Origin of the sequence: Sporosarcina koreensis (assembly GCF_000826145.2) — a bacterium.
In the GTDB taxonomy this organism is placed as follows: Bacteria; Bacillota; Bacilli; order Bacillales_A; family Planococcaceae; genus Sporosarcina; species Sporosarcina trichiuri.
Window position 1 is genome coordinate 3,774 of record NZ_LN651337.1, and the last position, 17,594, is coordinate 21,367.

General features: G+C 54.7%; 17 protein-coding genes, 8 tRNA genes and 1 riboswitch. Of the genes, 20 read left to right on the forward strand and 5 right to left on the reverse strand.

The features are described from left to right. Positions 1-9: 9 nt before the first annotated feature. The 8 genes from BN1190_RS05700 to BN1190_RS05735 all read left to right on the forward strand — a co-directional run bounded on the left by BN1190_RS05700 (position 10) and on the right by BN1190_RS05735 (position 684). Positions 10-84, forward strand: a tRNA-Met gene (locus tag BN1190_RS05700). A 3-nt stretch (positions 85-87) separates the two neighbouring features. Beyond that, a tRNA-Asp gene (locus BN1190_RS05705) sits at positions 88-163 on the forward strand. 29 nt (positions 164-192) lie between these two features. Next, positions 193-268: transfer RNA gene (locus BN1190_RS05710), tRNA-Phe, on the forward strand. Between the two features lie 7 nt (positions 269-275). After that, a tRNA-Gly gene (locus BN1190_RS05715) sits at positions 276-349 on the forward strand. Between the two features lie 3 nt (positions 350-352). Continuing rightward, positions 353-426, forward strand: a tRNA-Ile gene (locus tag BN1190_RS05720). 4 nt (positions 427-430) lie between these two features. Further along, positions 431-505: transfer RNA gene (locus tag BN1190_RS05725), tRNA-Asn, on the forward strand. Between the two features lie 7 nt (positions 506-512). Beyond that, positions 513-603: transfer RNA gene (locus BN1190_RS05730), tRNA-Ser, on the forward strand. A 9-nt stretch (positions 604-612) separates the two neighbouring features. Beyond that, positions 613-684, forward strand: a tRNA-Glu gene (locus BN1190_RS05735). A 42-nt stretch (positions 685-726) separates the two neighbouring features. Here BN1190_RS05735 and BN1190_RS05740 read toward each other — a convergent pair. Together BN1190_RS05740 and BN1190_RS05745 are read right to left on the reverse strand one after the other, a co-directional pair. After that, positions 727-1,455, reverse strand: a complete 729-nt coding sequence (locus tag BN1190_RS05740; RefSeq protein WP_040286047.1) for a TraR/DksA C4-type zinc finger protein — start codon at positions 1,453-1,455, stop codon at positions 727-729. A gap of 186 nt (positions 1,456-1,641) precedes the next feature. After that, entirely contained in the window at positions 1,642-2,556 is a 915-nt protein-coding gene (locus tag BN1190_RS05745; protein ID WP_040286048.1) for a 1,4-dihydroxy-2-naphthoate polyprenyltransferase, read from the reverse strand. A 156-nt stretch (positions 2,557-2,712) separates the two neighbouring features. Here BN1190_RS05745 and BN1190_RS05750 point away from each other — a divergent pair, with 156 nt between their 5' ends. The 5 genes from BN1190_RS05750 to BN1190_RS05770 are packed head-to-tail and all read left to right on the forward strand — an operon-like array spanning position 2,713 to position 8,991. Then, on the forward strand, positions 2,713-4,101 hold the full coding sequence (locus BN1190_RS05750) for an isochorismate synthase (RefSeq protein ID WP_040286049.1): 1,389 nt from the start codon (positions 2,713-2,715) through the stop codon (positions 4,099-4,101). Continuing rightward, positions 4,094-5,812 carry a 2-succinyl-5-enolpyruvyl-6-hydroxy-3-cyclohexene-1-carboxylic-acid synthase gene (menD, locus tag BN1190_RS05755; protein ID WP_040286050.1) on the forward strand — a complete coding sequence of 573 codons (1,719 nt, stop codon included), beginning with the start codon at positions 4,094-4,096 and terminating at the stop codon, positions 5,810-5,812. The genes BN1190_RS05750 and menD overlap by 8 nt, the downstream gene beginning before the upstream one ends. Beyond that, the gene (gene menH / locus BN1190_RS05760) at positions 5,802-6,632 is read left to right on the forward strand and encodes a 2-succinyl-6-hydroxy-2,4-cyclohexadiene-1-carboxylate synthase (protein WP_040286051.1); all 831 of its coding nucleotides are present in this window, start codon (positions 5,802-5,804) and stop codon (positions 6,630-6,632) included. The genes menD and menH overlap by 11 nt, the downstream gene beginning before the upstream one ends. A gap of 11 nt (positions 6,633-6,643) precedes the next feature. Continuing rightward, complete coding sequence (menB, locus tag BN1190_RS05765) at positions 6,644-7,462, forward strand: 1,4-dihydroxy-2-naphthoyl-CoA synthase (RefSeq protein WP_040286052.1); 819 nt, start codon at positions 6,644-6,646, stop codon at positions 7,460-7,462. A gap of 59 nt (positions 7,463-7,521) precedes the next feature. Beyond that, positions 7,522-8,991 carry an o-succinylbenzoate--CoA ligase gene (locus BN1190_RS05770; RefSeq protein ID WP_040286053.1) on the forward strand — a complete coding sequence of 490 codons (1,470 nt, stop codon included), beginning with the start codon at positions 7,522-7,524 and terminating at the stop codon, positions 8,989-8,991. Positions 8,992-9,034: 43 nt separating this feature from the next. Here the strand turns inward: BN1190_RS05770 and BN1190_RS05775 are convergent, their stop codons facing one another. Continuing rightward, the gene (locus tag BN1190_RS05775; RefSeq protein WP_040286054.1) at positions 9,035-9,994 is read right to left on the reverse strand and encodes a metal ABC transporter solute-binding protein, Zn/Mn family; all 960 of its coding nucleotides are present in this window, start codon (positions 9,992-9,994) and stop codon (positions 9,035-9,037) included. Between the two features lie 87 nt (positions 9,995-10,081). Next, complete coding sequence (gene yidD, locus BN1190_RS05780) at positions 10,082-10,312, reverse strand: membrane protein insertion efficiency factor YidD (RefSeq protein WP_040286055.1); 231 nt, start codon at positions 10,310-10,312, stop codon at positions 10,082-10,084. Between the two features lie 102 nt (positions 10,313-10,414). On the opposite strand from yidD, the gene BN1190_RS05785 reads away from it, so the two are divergent. The 6 genes from BN1190_RS05785 to BN1190_RS05810 all read left to right on the forward strand — a co-directional run bounded on the left by BN1190_RS05785 (position 10,415) and on the right by BN1190_RS05810 (position 14,229). Next, the gene (locus BN1190_RS05785) at positions 10,415-10,864 is read left to right on the forward strand and encodes a Dps family protein (protein WP_040286056.1); all 450 of its coding nucleotides are present in this window, start codon (positions 10,415-10,417) and stop codon (positions 10,862-10,864) included. Positions 10,865-10,924: 60 nt separating this feature from the next. Next, a complete protein-coding gene (locus BN1190_RS05790) occupies positions 10,925-11,098 on the forward strand; it encodes a putative motility protein (RefSeq protein ID WP_082023284.1) in 174 nt (57 codons plus the stop codon). Between the two features lie 131 nt (positions 11,099-11,229). Next, the gene (locus BN1190_RS05795; protein ID WP_040286057.1) at positions 11,230-12,549 is read left to right on the forward strand and encodes an NAD-dependent malic enzyme; all 1,320 of its coding nucleotides are present in this window, start codon (positions 11,230-11,232) and stop codon (positions 12,547-12,549) included. Positions 12,550-12,616: 67 nt separating this feature from the next. Further along, complete coding sequence (locus tag BN1190_RS05800; RefSeq protein WP_244898682.1) at positions 12,617-12,949, forward strand: transposase; 333 nt, start codon at positions 12,617-12,619, stop codon at positions 12,947-12,949. A gap of 49 nt (positions 12,950-12,998) precedes the next feature. Continuing rightward, complete coding sequence (locus BN1190_RS05805) at positions 12,999-13,454, forward strand: NUDIX domain-containing protein (RefSeq protein ID WP_040286058.1); 456 nt, start codon at positions 12,999-13,001, stop codon at positions 13,452-13,454. Continuing rightward, positions 13,444-14,229, forward strand: coding sequence for an alpha/beta hydrolase family protein (locus BN1190_RS05810; RefSeq protein ID WP_040286059.1), 786 nt, complete (start codon positions 13,444-13,446; stop codon positions 14,227-14,229). The genes BN1190_RS05805 and BN1190_RS05810 overlap by 11 nt, the downstream gene beginning before the upstream one ends. 41 nt (positions 14,230-14,270) lie before the next feature. Here the strand turns inward: BN1190_RS05810 and pckA are convergent, their stop codons facing one another. After that, complete coding sequence (gene pckA / locus BN1190_RS05815; protein ID WP_040286060.1) at positions 14,271-15,857, reverse strand: phosphoenolpyruvate carboxykinase (ATP); 1,587 nt, start codon at positions 15,855-15,857, stop codon at positions 14,271-14,273. A 169-nt stretch (positions 15,858-16,026) separates the two neighbouring features. Then, a riboswitch (SAM riboswitch) is annotated at positions 16,027-16,144 on the forward strand. Positions 16,145-16,341: 197 nt separating this feature from the next. Between pckA and metK the strand changes: the two genes are divergently transcribed. Beyond that, positions 16,342-17,553 (forward strand): methionine adenosyltransferase, encoded by a 1,212-nt coding sequence (metK, locus tag BN1190_RS05820; protein ID WP_040286061.1) that lies wholly within the window; start codon positions 16,342-16,344, stop codon positions 17,551-17,553. The last annotated feature ends 41 nt before the right edge of the window (positions 17,554-17,594 follow it).

The following is a 17,594-nucleotide window of genomic DNA, read 5'->3' on the forward strand; positions in this document are numbered from 1 at the left end:
TATTATTATCGCGGGGTGGAGCAGTGGTAGCTCGTCGGGCTCATAACCCGAAGGTCGCAGGTTCAAATCCTGCCCCCGCAACCAAATGGTCCCGTGGTGTAGCGGTTAACATGCCTGCCTGTCACGCAGGAGATCGCCGGTTCGATCCCGGTCGGGACCGCCATTTTTATTTTATACATAGTTCTCTTTGCTGGTTCAGTAGCTCAGTCGGTAGAGCAAAGGACTGAAAATCCTTGTGTCGGCGGTTCGATTCCGTCCTGAACCACCATAGTCGTGCGGGTGTAGTTTAGTGGTAAAACCTCAGCCTTCCAAGCTGATGATGAGGGTTCGATTCCCTTCACCCGCTCCATTTGGGCCTATAGCTCAGCTGGTTAGAGCGCACGCCTGATAAGCGTGAGGTCGGTGGTTCGAGTCCACTTAGGCCCACTATTCCGCAGTAGCTCAGTGGTAGAGCAATCGGCTGTTAACCGATCGGTCGTAGGTTCGAGTCCTACCTGCGGAGCCATTCATACGGGGAAGTACTCAAGTGGCTCAAGAGGCGCCCCTGCTAAGGGTGTAGGTCGCGAAAGCGGCGCGAGGGTTCGAATCCCTCCTTCTCCGCCATATTTGTTTGGCCCCTTGGTCAAGCGGTTAAGACACCGCCCTTTCACGGCGGTAACACGGGTTCGAATCCCGTAGGGGTCATACTGAAAAAACCTGACTGTTTTGCAGTCAGGTTTTTTGTATTCATTTATCTACATAACTGTCTCTTTTCCGGTATGGAATGTCGCCGAGTTCAGATTCCAGGTTCTCATCATCGAGATTTTCTTCGTATTCGGCTGTTGTGTCACTGCGCACATAGCCAGCCGGTTCTCCGTCGATGTCGCTCGCTGCGATGACATCGATGTCTTCCGTGCTTTCATCTTCCACATTGGTATCATACAGATCTTCATAATTGTCGTGGTCCCCTGTGAAGTCGGATGGGGTTTCCGACGTCCCTGATTTCGCGATCGCTTCAAAGCTGTCGATCGGATCTTCGTATATCCCTTCCCGCCGATCTGCAAATGTGTTCGGCTTCGCCATCTTCAGCAAGTCGTTTTCCACCGGTCTGTCATCAGGCACTTCCTGTACTGCATCTTCCACGCATACTGTCGTATAGGGAATTGCCTCCAGTCGTTCAAATGGAATGTCTTTGCCGCATTCCTCGCAGACCCCATAGGTGCCTTCTTCCATCCGCTTGAGAGCTGTCTGCACTTTCTCCATTTCCTCGGATGCATGCTCGTTCAGGGCCCTGTCCTTTTCCCTGTCATACAGTTCTGTCCCCATATCTGCGGGGTGATTATCATAAGTGGAGAGTTCGCCGATCTCGTCCTGCGGTGCTGTGTCTGTCGTCGTCCGTTCTTCGGTCACCGTTAAGTCGTCTTGTAGACGAAGCAGTTCCTTCTTCAATGTCATGGTCTGTTCTTTTGTCAGCATTTCATTCACGTCCTTTATGGATTTACCTGCTAGTATGGATCAGAACGGCTGAATTCATATGCATTCAGCTGTTAGTTCTCTGAATTCCTTTTTCGCCCGGTCCTTAAACCTAAGCGGAACAACTTCAGACAGGATCAGCAAAGCAAAAAAAAGAAGACCGTATGGTAGACGGTCTTCCAGCAGATATTAGTGGAGGAGGTGGCCAATGAGCAAGCCGACCGCCAGAAGCAGGCAGAAGAAGGTGTTCGTCTGCGCTGTGAATTTCATGGCTGGCATCACTTGGAGCGGTGCTTCGTGATTTTTGAATATCCTGATGGCGGAGATGGGCTTCTTGACGCACAGGATGACGAGCAGGCTCCATGGAGTGAGTCCGCCGAAGAGCACGAGACCGATGATCCAGGCAAATGCCAGGATGAAGAATCCGCTCTGTACCCGGATGGCATTCGCCCGTCCGAGCAAAATGGCAAGCGTCTTCCGTCCTCCCAGCTTGTCGCCTTCGAGGTCCCGGATATTGTTTGCCATCATGATTGCAGCTACGAGGAGAACACTCGGTATGGACAGCAGCACAGCCCGTTCCGATACGGTCCCTGTCTGGATATAGAAGGCGATCAGGACGAGCAGCATCCCCATGACAACACCGGAAAACAGTTCCCCAAGCGGGGTATAGGCGATCGGGTAGGGGCCGCCTGTGTAGAAGTAACCGATAGCCATCGATACGAGACCGATTGCTGCAAGCCACCAGGACGTCTGCATGCAGATATAGACGCCCAGCAGTACGGAAATGCCATATAGGAAAAGAGCCAGGTTCAGGATCGTTTTCGGGTTCACTTTGTTGCGGACGATCGTTCCGCCGATGCCGACCGAGTGCTCGGTGTCCAGGCCTCTTTTGTAGTCATAGTATTCATTGAACATGTTCGTCGCCATCTGGATGAGCACACTTGCGAGCAGCATGGCTGCAAAGAGAGGGAAGTCCAGCCGTCCGAACGGCAGGGCGAGCATCGTGCCGAGGAATACAGGTGCAAAGGCTGCGGTCAGTGTGTGCGGCCGGGTCAGCTGCCACCACATCCTCCAGCCTTGTTCGATTTTGATTGTATCTTGCATTTCGTTCTCTCCTTCACTTTTGAATCCACTTTCCATTGTACTCTATTCCGCCCGTGTTCGGTATCCCCGGGTCCCCAAAAATGCGGGAGCGGCCCATTTCCGTTATAATGGATACTGCAATGGCATCTAGTACACGCCAACAGAGGAGAGAATATTATGAATCGGAAGCTTACGGAACTGCCTGCACATACTGATCGTGCAGCCAACCCGCATATCCGCTTCTTCACTGAAACGATAGAGGCGGGCGGAATTTCTCCGCTTTCTTTTTTTGAGGCCGGGTCTTCCATCGGATATGCAGAACGGTTCTTTTGGGAAAACGCCTCGAAGACATTGACACTCGTCGGGATCGGGCATGCATTGACCCTTACGGCTGACGCGGAGCACGATCGCTTCGGGAAAATAGAGGCTGAGTGGAAACAATACTGCACGAAACTCATCAAAGAAGAAAAAGACATGGACCCCATCCTGGCAGGAGGTTTTTCATTCACTGCTGAGCAGGGATCCCGCAGTTCTGAATGGGGGGATTTTCCGCGCGCATTCTTTTCAGTTCCTGTTTTTCAACTGAAAATCGAGAATGGGCGGACAGCGGTCGCCATCAATCTAATTACGGACTCCCCGGAGAGCTCCGGCAAGTTTGATGAGCTGCGGCAGCAGAGGGACCGCTTGATACACGAAGCGCAGATGCGGGATTCACTGCACTTTACGAAGCCGTCCGTCCTCTCGATGCAAGAGCTCGGAAAAGACAGCTATCTGGATACAGTTACGGCGGTCACCGGGAAGATCGCTGCCGGGGAAGCGGATAAGGTCGTCATCGCCCGTTCGCTCGCCCTGCAGTTCGATGAGCCGGCAGACCATACAGCAGTGCTGCAGTCGATCACAAACGAACAGCGCGACAGCTACCTGTTCGGCATTGAACGCGGCAGCCAGCTGTTCTTCGGGGCGACTCCCGAACGGCTGGTCGAGATAAAGGACGGGAGAGCCTATTCGGCATGCGTGGCGGGTTCGAGCAGACGGGGGACGACAGCCGAGGAGGATCGCAAGCTGGGCGAAGCGCTTCTGGCGGATAAAAAGAACCGGGAAGAGCATCACTATGTCGTCGAGATGATTACCCGTGTGTTCGATTCACTTTGTGCATCCCGTACATCAGCAGCAGGTCCGAAACTCATGAAAGTGAGAGATATCCAGCATTTATATACCCCTGTCGAAGGAACTCTCGTAGTTGAAAGCAGCATTTTCCAGTTCATCAAGGCGCTCCATCCGACGCCGGCTCTCGGAGGTGTCCCGACGGCGACCGCGATGGATATCATCCGGCATGAGGAAAAGCTGGATCGCGGTTTCTATGCCGCTCCGGTCGGCTGGACGGACGCTTCCGGCAACGGGGAATTTGCCGTTGCCATCCGGTCGGCTCTTCTTGAGCAGGACAAGGCTTGGCTGTATGCAGGCGGCGGAATTGTGGCCGATTCCAAGGCAGACGAAGAATATGAGGAGACATGGGTGAAATTCAGGCCGATGCTCCGCGCCCTTGGAGGGACACTGCATGGATAAACGTATAATACTGACCAACCATGTAAAACGGATGACGGAATCTCTTGCACGGCTGGGAATGGTGCATGCTGTGATCAGTCCCGGATCCCGTTCCACTCCGCTTGCGTACGCGCTGGCATCTGACGACAGGTTCGAGACCCATCTGCAGGTGGATGAGCGTTCTGCAGGGTTCTTCGCCCTCGGGTTAGCGAAGGCCACGCAGCTGCCAGTTGCCCTGCTGTGTACATCGGGGACAGCCGCGGCCAATTTCCATCCTGCAGTCACGGAAGCCTTCTACGCGCGTATCCCGCTCGTCGTGATTACAGCGGACCGGCCTCATGAACTCAGGGACGTCGGTGCGCCGCAGGCGATCCGTCAGCCCGGTATGTTCGCGGAACACGTGAAGTACCATGTCGATCTGCCGATTCCTGAAGAATCAGCAGCCGTCGATGACTTTCTGGAGCGGCAGATTGCCCGAACTGTCGCTGTGACGATGACCGAACCGAAAGGACCGGTTCATGTGAATGCACCATTCCGTGAACCGCTGCTGATCGATCTCGGCCAGCCAGCGCCTCCGGTCACATTCCAGGCAAGCATTGCCGGAAAAAGTGTATTTGCAGAAGACCGGAAACGGCAGGTCAGCGGACTGTTGAGCAGAGCATCCAGAGGACTTTTGGTAGCGGGGGAACTGCCTCCAGGATTCCCGAAAGAAACCGTCTGGGCGTTTGCAGAGCGGATGAACTGGCCGGTCCTCTGTGATCCGCTGTCCAACCTGCGTTCTGAAGTACCGGAGTCCTGCAGGCATCTCTGCATCGACTCGTACGACGCGCTGCTGAAACAGGACCGGCTTGCAGAACGGCTGGCGCCGGATACCGTCTTCCGCATAGGACCGCAGCCGGTTTCGAAACCGCTGACCCTGTTCTTGAAACAGGCGCGTCCGGCTGTCTATGCAGTGGTGGATGAATCCGCGCTGTTCAGGGATCCGATCGGCATTGCGACCCATCATCTGCAGACCTGCCCGGAAGAAGTCCTTTCCCTGCAGTCGGAATCCCATCAGCAGCCTGCCTATACGGAGGACTGGTCGGAGGCGAACCGGATTGTTTCGGAAGTCACTGCGTCGCACAGATGGGACGAAGAGCACGAAGGCGATTATGTCCGTACTCTGCTTGATCAGCTCCCTGACGGAAGTGATCTGATCAGCGGCAGCAGCATGCCGATCCGGGATCTGGATACGTATTTCCGCAATACATCCCGGGATATTGCCTGCTTCTCGAACAGAGGGGCAAACGGCATCGATGGTGTTGTATCGACAGCGCTCGGAATTCAGGCAGCGCGGAAACGGCCGTCCTGGCTGCTGATCGGCGACCTGTCGTTCCTCCATGACAGCAATGGCCTCATCGTCTCCCGGATGGAAGAGACGGATCTCACGATCGTGCTCAGCAATAACAATGGCGGCGGCATCTTCTCCTATTTGCCGCAGTCGACGGAGCCTGCGCATTTCGAAGAGCTGTTCGGAACACCGACAGACCTGTCCTTCGCGCCGTTCGCCGAGCTCTATGATATCCAATACAGTTGTGTATCATCAGTTGCGCAGCTGGAAGAACAGCTGCAGCAGCCGAAGACAAAACCGCTCCGTATCATCGAGATGATCTCAAACCGGGAACAGAACACGGCGGCACATCGGGCTCTCTGGCAATCGGCAGGGGAGGAGCTGGACAGGCATGGCTTCTGAATATCTCTCTGTTGGTGGGGAGTCTCTTCATTATGAAACGTATGGATGCAGTGACCGCCCGGCAGTTGTCCTGCTTCATGGGTTCACAGGCAGTACAGTGACATGGCATTCGATTGCCGGCCTGCTGGCGGATCGGTTCCATGTGGTCCTCGTGGATCTTTGGGGGCACGGCCGGTCCGCAAGCCCTGCGGACAGCACCCGGTATTCAATGGCGTCCCAGACGGAAGATCTCGATCAGCTGTTTACGTATCTCGGGCTGGACCGCATCCTTCTCGTCGGCTATTCGATGGGCGGCCGCACCGCACTTGGATATGCTGCGGCGTTTCCGGAGCGTATCGCAGGCCTCCTATTGGAAAGTGCGTCGCCGGGCCTCCGCACAGTAGAGGAACGCGCCGACAGACGGCGGCATGATGCGGCCCTGGCAGCACGGCTGCGGAATGAGCCGCTGGCGGAGTTCGTCCGTTTCTGGGAGGCAATCGCTCTGTTCGATTCCCAGAAATGGCTGCCCGAACAGACGCAATCTGCTATACGCAGCGAGCGGATGAACCAGAAAGCAGATGGGCTGGCCGGCAGCCTGGAAGGGATCGGAACCGGCAGCCAGCCATCGTATTGGAGGGCGCTTCCTCATATGATGTTCCCCGTCCTGCTTGTGACCGGAACACTCGACGGAAAGTTCACACGGCTCGCGCAAGAGATGGAAACACTGCTGCCGAATGCTGTCCATGAACAGGTGCCGGATGCGGGCCATGCAATCCACGTGGAAAAACCGAAGAAATTTGTTACAATAATAGAGAACTTTGCAGCACATCATTCATTTTGAGGAGGACAATTATGACACGGCAATGGGAAACGCTTCATACATATGAAGATATTAAGTATGAAAAGTATAACGGCATCGCTAAAGTGACGATCAACCGTCCGGAAGTGCGCAACGCATTCCGCCCGAAGACGGTTACAGAAATGATCGATGCATTCTCACGAGCACGCGACGACGAGAGCATCGGGGTCATCATCCTCACTGGCGAGGGAGAGAAAGCATTCTGTTCCGGCGGCGACCAGAAAGTCAGAGGTCATGGCGGATATGTCGGAGACGACGAAATTCCGCGCTTGAACGTACTGGACCTCCAGCGCCTGATCCGCGTCATCCCGAAACCGGTTGTTGCGATGGTTTCCGGATTTGCTATCGGCGGCGGCCATGTGCTGCATGTTGTCTGCGATTTGACGATCGCTGCGGACAATGCAATCTTCGGCCAGACGGGTCCGAAAGTCGGCTCATTCGATGCCGGTTATGGCTCGGGTTACCTGGCACGTATCATCGGCCACAAGAAAGCCCGTGAAATCTGGTATCTGTGCCGTCAGTACGACGCACAGCAGGCACTTGATATGGGACTCGTCAATACAGTCGTTCCGTATGAACAACTGGAGGATGAAACCGTTCAGTGGTGTGAGGAAATGCTCTCCATGAGCCCGACGGCACTCCGGTTTGTCAAAGCAGCCATGAACGCGGACACGGACGGTCTTGCAGGTCTCCAGCAGATGGCGGGGGATGCGACACTTCTGTATTACACAACCGACGAAGCGAAAGAGGGACGGGATGCATTCAAAGAGAAGCGCAAGCCGGACTTCGGCCAATTCCCAAGGTTCCCTTGATAAATACAGACAAAAACTGCCGATACCGGCAGTTTTTTGTTTAGGAAGGAGCATGTCCAATGATACCTAATTGGCTGATGAAACGGGCATCCCTCAGCCCGGAAGCGCCGGCACTTTCATTTGAAGGGGAAACGCTGTCCTATGCGGAACTGTATGACCGGGCTATGGACCATGCAGGGAAACTGCGGGCCGCCGGACTGCACGCGGGAAGCCGGGCAGCCCTGCTCGGCGGAACTTCCGCGGAGATGGCTGTCCTCATCCATGGCTGCCTGCTGGCAGGTGTTGAAATGGTCCTCCTGAACGTCCGTCTGACAGCGGAGGAAATCGGATATCAGCTCGGCGATGCGGCGGCCGACCTGCTGATCTGCGAAGATTTTTGCATACCGCAGACCGGTTCTGCAAACTGTGGTGCGCTTTCCTACAGCGACTTCAGCAGACTTCCGGCACACCCCGTGGAACCGGAGAGAGAGTGGCAGGACGACCGCACCCTCACCATCATGTACACATCCGGCACGACCGGATTTCCAAAGGGTGTTCGCCAGACGGCGGGCAACCATACTGCCAGTGCAGTGTCGGCAGTCCTGAACAGCGGTCTGCGGGACGGGGATGCCTGGCTCCATATGATGCCGCTGTTCCACATCAGCGGCTTCTCGATACTCGCGAGGGCAGTGCTGTATGGTACGGAGGTGCGGCTGTTCCGTAAATTCGACGCATATCTCGCCGCGGAGGAAATCGGCAGCGGCCGGGTATCGGGCATGTCTGCGGTGGCCGTCACACTGGAACGGCTGCTGACGGAGTTCGAAAGAAGCGGACGGACCGTGCCCGAAACGTTCCGCACATTGCTTGCCGGCGGGGGACCGGTGCCCGTCAATTACCTGGAGCGGGCGCAGCGGATCGGTCTGCCGGTCCTGCAGACATACGGGATGACGGAGACCAGTTCGCAGACCGCCACCCTGTCAGCAGGAGATGCCCTCCGCAAGATCGGGTCCGCCGGGAAGCCGCTGTTCTTCTCGGATATCCGGATCGAGGGAGCGGCCGGGCCCGGCAGCAGGGGGGAGATATTGATCCGGGGACCGCACGTGACGAAAGGGTATGTCGGCCGTCATTCCGGAAAAGGTGCCCTGCAGGATGGATGGCTCCATTCCGGGGACATCGGTTATTTCGACGAGGACGGCTTCCTGTTCGTCTCCGACCGCCGAAGCGACCTGATCATCTCGGGCGGGGAAAACATCTACCCTGCTGAAATCGAGGAAGTGCTCGCCGCGCATCCCGCCGTCAAAGAGGCCGGCGTCTGTGCTATGCGGGATGAGAAGTGGGGGGCTGTGCCTGCTGCATTCATCAAGACGACCGGACCGCAGCAGCTTGACCCTGAGGACCTGGAAATCTTCTGTAGGGAGCGGCTGGCCGCCTATAAAGTTCCGAAGGTATTCCGTTTCATCGAGGAGATGCCGCGCAACTCATCGAATAAGCTGATGCGCAGCAGACTCCGTGAACTGGCTGCGGACGAAAACGTGGATAGACAGCATTAAAAAGGCAGGGAAAGAGCCGGATAGCTCCTTTCCCTGCCTTTTTTCAGTTTAATACACTTGTGAGCACTTCAATATTCCGGCGTTGGAGTGTGAAGTAGTCTTCGTCCTTTGCGATGTCATCCTCCGTCAACACGGACAGGTTGTGGAGAACGGCTGAATCGGCGCCGATTTCATCCTGAACGACTTTTGTCAGTTTCGAGCTGACATTCTGCTCGAATAATATTGTCTTCACATGCTTTTCCTTAGCTTCTGCAACGATGGCAGCAAGCTGTTTCTGGGACGGCTCGCTCTGTGTGTTCAAGCCGGCAATCGCCACTTGTTCAAGGCCGTATTGGTGTGCAAGATAGCCGTAAGCGGCGTGGGAGACGAAGAATGTTTTCGAAGAGGCACTGTCACTCATCTGTCGGAACTCATCATCGAGTTTTTCGAGATCTTTCTTCAGCTCTTCGAAATTCTTCTCGTATAACTCCTTGTTTTCGGGTGCCTGCTCGGTCAGCCCATCTTTGACAGCCTCCGCAAGGTCTGCACTGAGGATAGGGGAAATCCAGACGTGCGGGTCCATCTCCCCGTGATGATGGCCGTCTTCATGTTCTTCATCTCCATCGTGATGATGGCCTTCCATCAAGCTGGACGGATCGATGTTCTCTGAAGCCGCAATCATCTTCACGTGCTGATCTTTCAGTGTCTTTTCGGCATTATCGACAAATCCTTCAAGGCCGAGTCCGACATAGAAGAACAAGTCGGCATCCGCAAGCTTCATCATCTCTTTCTGCGTCGGTTCGAAAGTATGCTCATCCGTACCAGCCGGATAGATCGTCTTTACTGATACAGTGTCACCACCGATCCGTCCTGCGAAGTACTGCAGCGGATAGACGGTTGTGTAGACAGAGATTTTACCTTCAGCACCTTCAGATGCAGCCTTATCATCGTTTTTGCCGCATGCACCCAAGGCGAGCAGCAGGATGATCAGGAACACGGCAGCCGCCCATTTGCTATGTTTCATCAGAATACCTCCAATTAGTAATCATTACGATTTAAAAAAGCGCCTGTCTATCATAACGGAAAAGACAGGTGCTTGCAAGTGCTAAAGTTATCGGGCCTTCTCTTTCTTAGGAGGCACGGGATCGAATCCGCCTTTGTGCAGCGGATGGCATTTCGAGATGCGGATAATGGTCAGGAAGATTCCTTTGACAGCGCCGTGCGTTTCCACTGCTTCGACACCGTAATGAGAGCAGGTCGGATGAAAGCGGCATGTCGGCGGCGACAGGGGGGAAATCCATTTCTGATAGAAACGGATCAGCGTCACGATGATCTGCTTCATAGCAACGAACTCCTTATGTTGAACTGTGTTTAGTGTACTCCCTCCGGTGGTAAAATGACAGGGAGACGTATTTACTATATGAATGGAAAAGGGGTTTTTGTCATGTCTGCAGATTTACTGAAGGAATTGAACACACAAGTTTCCACTTGGTCGGTCATGTATGCGAAACTGCATAATTACCATTGGTATGTGAAGGGGCACCAGTTCTTCACTCTGCATGCCAAATTCGAGGAACTGTACAACGAAGCGACACAGCACATGGATGATATAGCGGAACGTGTGCTGACGCTCGGCGGTGAGCCGACAGCAACATTGAAACAGCATCTTTCGGATGCGGTGATCAGCGAAGCATCCGGTGACGAAAAGGCGGAGCAGATGGTGGCGACACTCGTGTCTGACTTTGCTGCGATCATGAAATCCCTGAAGAAAGGGATGGAACTGTCGGTTGATGAAGGGGACGTCATGACAGAAGATCTCCTCAATGCTGTGTACCAGAGCATCGAGAAGCACCAGTGGATGCTGAACGCGTTCCTCGGTGAAGACAACAAATAAGGCGGATCGCTTCACCCCTGCACGGCACAGCCGATAACAGAGGGGAAAGGAGCTGATTTCATGGATATAACATCCATCATGTCGAACCAGCTGCGAAGCCTGCAGTCCGCCGTCCAGCTCACCATTTTGGATAAGAGTATGACGTCCGGTGCGTCCGCTGCAATGGAATTGCTTCAGTCGATGCCTGAAGCGGCACACCCGACAAAAGGCGGCTCGGTCGACGTGAAAGCCTGACCGGCAGCGCACTCCCCTTCCGCGGGGGAATGCGCTGTTTTTTGTTTTCATTGTCTAACTAAAAGTGAATGTGTAAAATAGGTCTGTGACTCAACCAACAAAGATACGGACGATACAAAGGAGAATTCAGAATGTCAACCACACCCTATTTACGCAACCTGATCATCGAAACGCCTTCAAAGCCGGGCAATTTAGCAAAAGTGACATATGCAATCGGCCAGCTGGAAGGGGATATCGGTGACATCCAGACCATCAAAGTCGGAACACTGTCAACAATCCGGGACGTATCCGTTCAATGCAGCGACGAAGCACAGCTGATGGAAATAGTGGACGCCATCAATGCAATCGGGGACGGCATTCAGGTGCAGGCCATTTCAGACGATGTTTTGCGTGCCCATGAAGGCGGGAAAATACATATGAAGAGCAGGATGGAGATCCGGTCTCTCGGGGATCTGCGGCGCGTCTATACGCCGGGCGTCGCGAACGTCTGCAAAGTGATCGAGAAAGATCCGCAGCAGGCCCAGTTCTTCACAGGCATCTCGAATACGGTCGCCATCGTGACGGACGGAACTGCAATCCTCGGGCTCGGCAATATCGGCCCGGTCGCCGGAATGCCGGTTATGGAAGGCAAGTCCGTCCTGTTCGACCAGTTTGCCGGAATCAGCGGAGTGCCGATCCTTCTCGATACGAGCGATCCTGACAAAGTCGTCGAGACCGTCAAACATATCAGTCGGACATTCGGCGGTATTCTGCTCGAGGATATCGGATCGCCTCACTGCTTCGAGATCGAAGAGCGGCTGAAGAAAGATCTGGATATCCCCGTCATGCATGATGATCAGCATGGTACTGCGGTTGTCGCGCTTGCGTCCACGCTGTCCGCGTGCCGGCAGGCCGGCGTGAAGCTTGAAGACTCCGTCGTCGGCCAGATCGGACTCGGAGCTGCTGGTCTTGCGATCAGCCGCATGATGATGGCGTACGGCGTCAAGGAAATGAAAGGAACAGATCGAAATGACGCCGCACTTGAGCGTCTTGCCGGATATGGGGGGACCATTGCGGAATCTCTGGAAGACATTATGGCGACAAGCGATATTATCATCGCGACAACGGGCGTTGAAGGACTTATCAAACCCGAGATGGTGCGGCCGGGCCAAATCATCCTGGCGCTGTCCAACCCGTTTGCTGAAATCCAGCCGGAGGCAGCACTGCAGGCAGGCGCCGCGTTTGCAGCGGACGGCCGGCAAGTCAACAATGTCCTCGGGTTCCCTGGTATCTTCCGCGGCGCGTTGAACGCACAAGCATCGAGCATCACATACGATATGCTCATAGCTGCCGCTCTGGCAATCGTGGAATCCACGAAGCCCGGCGATCTCGTCCCTCATCCGCTCGATCCGAATGTCCATCAGAATGTCGCCGATGCTGTGGAAAAAGTTGCAAATTTGACCTCTATGTAACCTGAGGATGGCATACATACATCCTGCCGTACAGAACCATACTGTACGTAAAAAGGATGGGATCCAATTGGCGGAACCGAAAGTGAAGATGTATGTATCCATCACGAACCAGCAGATCATGCAGTATCCGGATGATTCACCCTATGAATTCGCGGTGGAGATACCGAAGTCATATCTGGAAATCTTTGAGCACCTCTTTGCTCAGACGAATGAATTGGAATTCAGGAATTTCCTGCGGGCGCACCTGCCGTATGTTCCTTATCATTACGATCGGGACAACCATCACGTTGACCGCCGGCTCTACAAGATGTATGCCCTCGTCCATGAATTCACAGACGAGGAATCGAAGGCATTCATTGAAGAACTGCCGTTTTTCAGACAGCCTGTGAAGACTCGCTGAAGAATCGTCAGCAGGGGCAGCCGGTCAGCCAGACAAGGATGTGATTGCCGTGTTGACGTTTGAAGATTTGAAAGGCAGCCGCGTTGAGCTCATTTTCGGTGAACAGGAACTCGAAGCAAGGCACGTGCTCGTCGTCCTGAAACACGACGGGAAGTGGCTGCTGACTGAGCATGTTATCCGGGGTACCGAGTTTCCTGGAGGAAAAGCGGAGCCGGGGGAGACGATCGAGGACGCAGCAGTTCGGGAAGTGAAGGAAGAGACAGGTGTGACGATCGGCCGTCCTGAAAAATTTGCCGAGTATGTCGTTTACACCGAGCCGCCGTTCTGCAAGGCGGTCTTCACGGCAGACGTTGCTGCGATCGACGAGGATCCGGAACTGTACGAAACGAACGGTGCTGTATGGATGACCGATGAGGAGCTCGATTCCTGCGTGACACTGAGCTTCCACATGAAAGACGAAGGGATGCATAAGCTCAGGGAGTGGGTGATACGTCATGATGAATGATGCGGAGATTGTCTCATACCGGGTATATCCTTCCCCGAACGCATCTGTGGAACTTACGGAGATCACCTACATGTCCGGCGGTATGAAAGTGAAGGGGCTACTTGCGGAACCGAAGCAGGAAGGGGAATTCGAGGGCATCGTCTATATGCGCGGCGGAATCCAGCATGTCGGCATGGTGCGGCCTGCCCGTGTCGCCCAGTTCGCAAGCCGGGGATTCGTCGTGTTCGCCCCGTATTACCGCGGCAACCGCGGCGGGGAAGGCCGCGATGAATTCGGCGGCGCGGATCTGCAGGATGCTGTCAGTTCAGTCGATGTCCTGAAACAGAGCACCAAATGGAAAGACGGCCGGATACACCTGTTTTCGTTTTCCCGCGGCGGTCTGATGGCGCTCTGGACAGCGATCCTCAGGGAGGATATCACTTCCACCGTCCATTGGGCGGGGGTGTCCGACGTCGTCTTCACTTACAAAGAGCGGGAAGACATGCGCAGGATGATGAAGCGGGTCATCGGCGGGTCCCCGAACAGTGCGCCGGATGCATACCGGGAACGGACAGCCTTGTTCCGAGTCGGTGAGATAGACGCACGTGTCCTGATCATCCACGGGCTGAAAGACGAGAACGTTTCGCCTGAGCAGTCCATCATGCTGGAGGACGCCCTCAGGGAAGCGCAGAAACCTGTGGAAACCTGGTATTTCCCGGACTACACCCACCATTTCCCTTCCTGGCACAATGCAAAGATCGTCCGTGATCTGACGGATTGGATGAAAGCACAATAAAAGAACCTCCCGGCCGGGAGGTTCTTTTCGCTGCGTCAGAATCAGATGATCGGACCGCCTTTTTGGATGATCTCAGGTGAAACGTGATTGAATTTCTTGAAGTTCTCCTTGAACAGGTCCGCAAGCTCTTTTGCTTTGGCATCGTAGTCAGCCGGATTGCTCCAAGCGTTCCGCGGGTTCAGCACTTCGGCAGGCACGCCTTCGATCGCTGTCGGAATCTGAAGACCGAACGTAGCGGACGTTTCCGTTTCCGCAGTATCGAGCTCTCCGGACAGTGCTGCGCGCACCATCGTACGGGTATGCTTCAAGTCCATCCGTTTGCCGACACCGTATGCGCCGCCCGTCCAGCCTGTGTTGACCAGGAACACGCGGGAGCCGTGCTCATCGATCTTCTTCCCGAGCATATCGGCATAGACCGTTGCAGGAAGCGGGAGGAATGGGGATCCGAAGCATGTCGAGAATGTCGCTTCCGGAGATGTGATGCCGCGTTCCGTTCCGGCGAGCTTGGATGTGAAACCGCTCAGGAAGTGGTACATCGCCTGCTCCTTCGTCAGCTTTGAGATCGGAGGGAGGACGCCGAACGCATCCGCAGTCAGGAAGATGATTGTTTTCGGGTGGCCTGCCACGGACGGCAGGACGATGTTGTCGATGTTGCCGATCGGATAGGCAGCCCGCGTATTTTCGGTCAGCGTGTTGTCATCGTAGTCCGGGATGCGTGTATCTTTATCGAGCACGACGTTTTCGAGAACTGTGCCGAATTGGATCGCACCATAGATTTCAGGCTCCTTCTCAGGGGAGAGGTTAATGCACTTCGCATAACATCCGCCTTCGATATTGAAGATGCCGTGATCCGACCAGCCATGCTCGTCATCACCGATCAGCTTGCGGTTCGCATCTGCTGAAAGGGTTGTCTTTCCTGTCCCGGACAAACCGAAGAATAATGCGGAATCGCCGTCTTCTCCGACGTTTGCTGAGCAGTGCATGGACAGGATCCCGTTTTCAGGAAGCAGATAGTTCATAACAGAGAAGATGGATTTCTTCATCTCTCCCGCATATTCGGTTCCGCCGATCAGGACGACTCGCTTTTCGAGGGAGATGATCACGAACGTCTCGGAATCCGTTCCATCGACTGCAGGATCCGCTTTGAACGAAGGGGCAGCCAGGATCGTGAACTGAGCCTCATGCGTCTTCAGTTCCTCTTCCGTCGGCCGGATGAACAGCTGGTGGACAAACAGGTTCTGCCAGGCATACTCGTTGACGACCTGGATGGAAAGTTGTGATGATTTGTCGGCACCTGCGAAGCCTTTGAAGACGAAGAGCTCATCTTTCGCTTTCAGGTGGCCGAGCACTTTGTGGTACAATGAATCGAAATGGTCCTCGGAAATCGGACGATTCACAGAACCCCAGTCGATTTTCTCTTTGGAAGGGGTCGCTTCCACTATGTAACGGTCTTTAGGTGAACGGCCGGTGTATTTACCGGTCTGCGCTGTAACGGCTCCATCGGCTGACAGCTTTGCCTCTCCGCGGGACACTGCCTTTTCAACCAATACAGGCACTGACGGCTGCAAGGTGACGGTTGGTCCGGAAAGAAGCTTTTTGAGTCCATTATCAAGTTTCGCTGAAATCATAGGTCGATTACCGTCCTTTTCATTATAGCCCTCGATGGGGCGCTATATTTTGAATTAGTATAACACATTAAGAATAATAAACTATACTAATTGAAAACTCAAGTGAGAGATACGGAAAAATGTTTGACAACCGGTGTCTTTTTTCGTAGCATAGATAGTTGAACGGATACTCTTATCCCGAGCTGGCGGAGGGACAGGCCCTATGATGCCCGGCAACCTGCACAGACGTCCTTGTCTGTGAGAAGGTGCCAAACCTGAAGCAGGGATCACTCCCTGGACGATAAGAGTGAAAGGTGCCTGTAAACATATGCCTTTCCTCATGTATGCGATACGTGAGTGAGAGGCTTTTTCTATTATATGGTTCGCCTTTGTCCTTGGTACCGTTAACGTCGCTTCTCTTCAGGCGCGGGACGAAACTGGGAAAACGAGAGTACCGTATCACGAATCCGCTGCAGGGAAGCCTGCGGCTGAAGGAGGAAATCAGATGACTAATCGGCGGCTGTTCACTTCAGAGTCGGTAACGGAAGGCCATCCGGACAAAATGTGCGACCAGATTTCAGATGCGATCCTGGATGCCATCATCGCAGAGGATCCGAATGCACGGGTGGCATGCGAAACAACAATTACGACAGGTCTCGTGCTGGTGATCGGTGAAATCACGACGACGACCTATGTCGACATCCCGAAAGTGGTCCGGGAAACCGTCAAGGAGATCGGCTACACACGTGCGAAATTCGGCTTTGACTACGAGACATCATCCGTCCTGACGTCAATCGACGAACAATCACCGGATATTGCGGCGAGTGTGGATGTCGCCCTCGAAGCGAGGGAAGGGCAGATGGACGACGAAGAACTGGAAGCGATCGGTGCTGGGGATCAGGGCCTGATGTTCGGCTTTGCGTGCAACGAAACGGAAGAGCTCATGCCGCTGCCGATCAGCCTGGCGCACAAGCTGTCGCGCCAGCTCACGAAGGTCCGGAAAGACGAAACCCTCGATTACTTGCGGCCGGACGGCAAGACGCAAGTGACAATCGAGTATGACGGGGACAACCAACCGGTGCGTGTCGATACGATCGTCACATCGACACAGCATCATCCTGATGTGACTCTCGAGCGCCTGCAGCACGATATCCGGCAGTATGTCATCGACGCGGTCGTGCCTGCGCATCTGCTTGATGAGGAGACGAAGTATTTCATCAACCCGTCAGGCCGTTTCGTCATCGGCGGACCGCAGGGGGATGCCGGCTTGACCGGACGCAAGATCATCGTCGACACGTACGGCGGCTATGCCCGCCACGGCGGCGGTGCCTTCTCGGGCAAGGATGCGACGAAAGTGGACCGCTCGGCTTCGTATGCGGCCCGCTACGTGGCGAAGAACCTGGTCGCTGCAGGGCTTGCCGACCGCTGTGAAGTGCAGCTTGCGTATGCAATCGGTGTTGCGAAACCTGTGTCGATCTCCGTGGATACGTTCGGCACCGGTCAGCTGTCCGAAGATGTACTGGTGGAACTCGTCAGGAAGCATTTCGATCTCCGGCCTGCCGGGATCATCAAGATGCTCGACCTGCGCCGTCCGATTTACAAGCAGACGGCCGCCTATGGCCACTTCGGCAGAACGGATGTCGATCTGCCGTGGGAACGCACCGACAAAGCGGAGACGCTGAGAGCAGGAGCGGTCCATGCCGGCCGGACGCTATGATGAAAAAAAGCAAGGCAGCGGAATAGTCGCTGCCTTGCTTT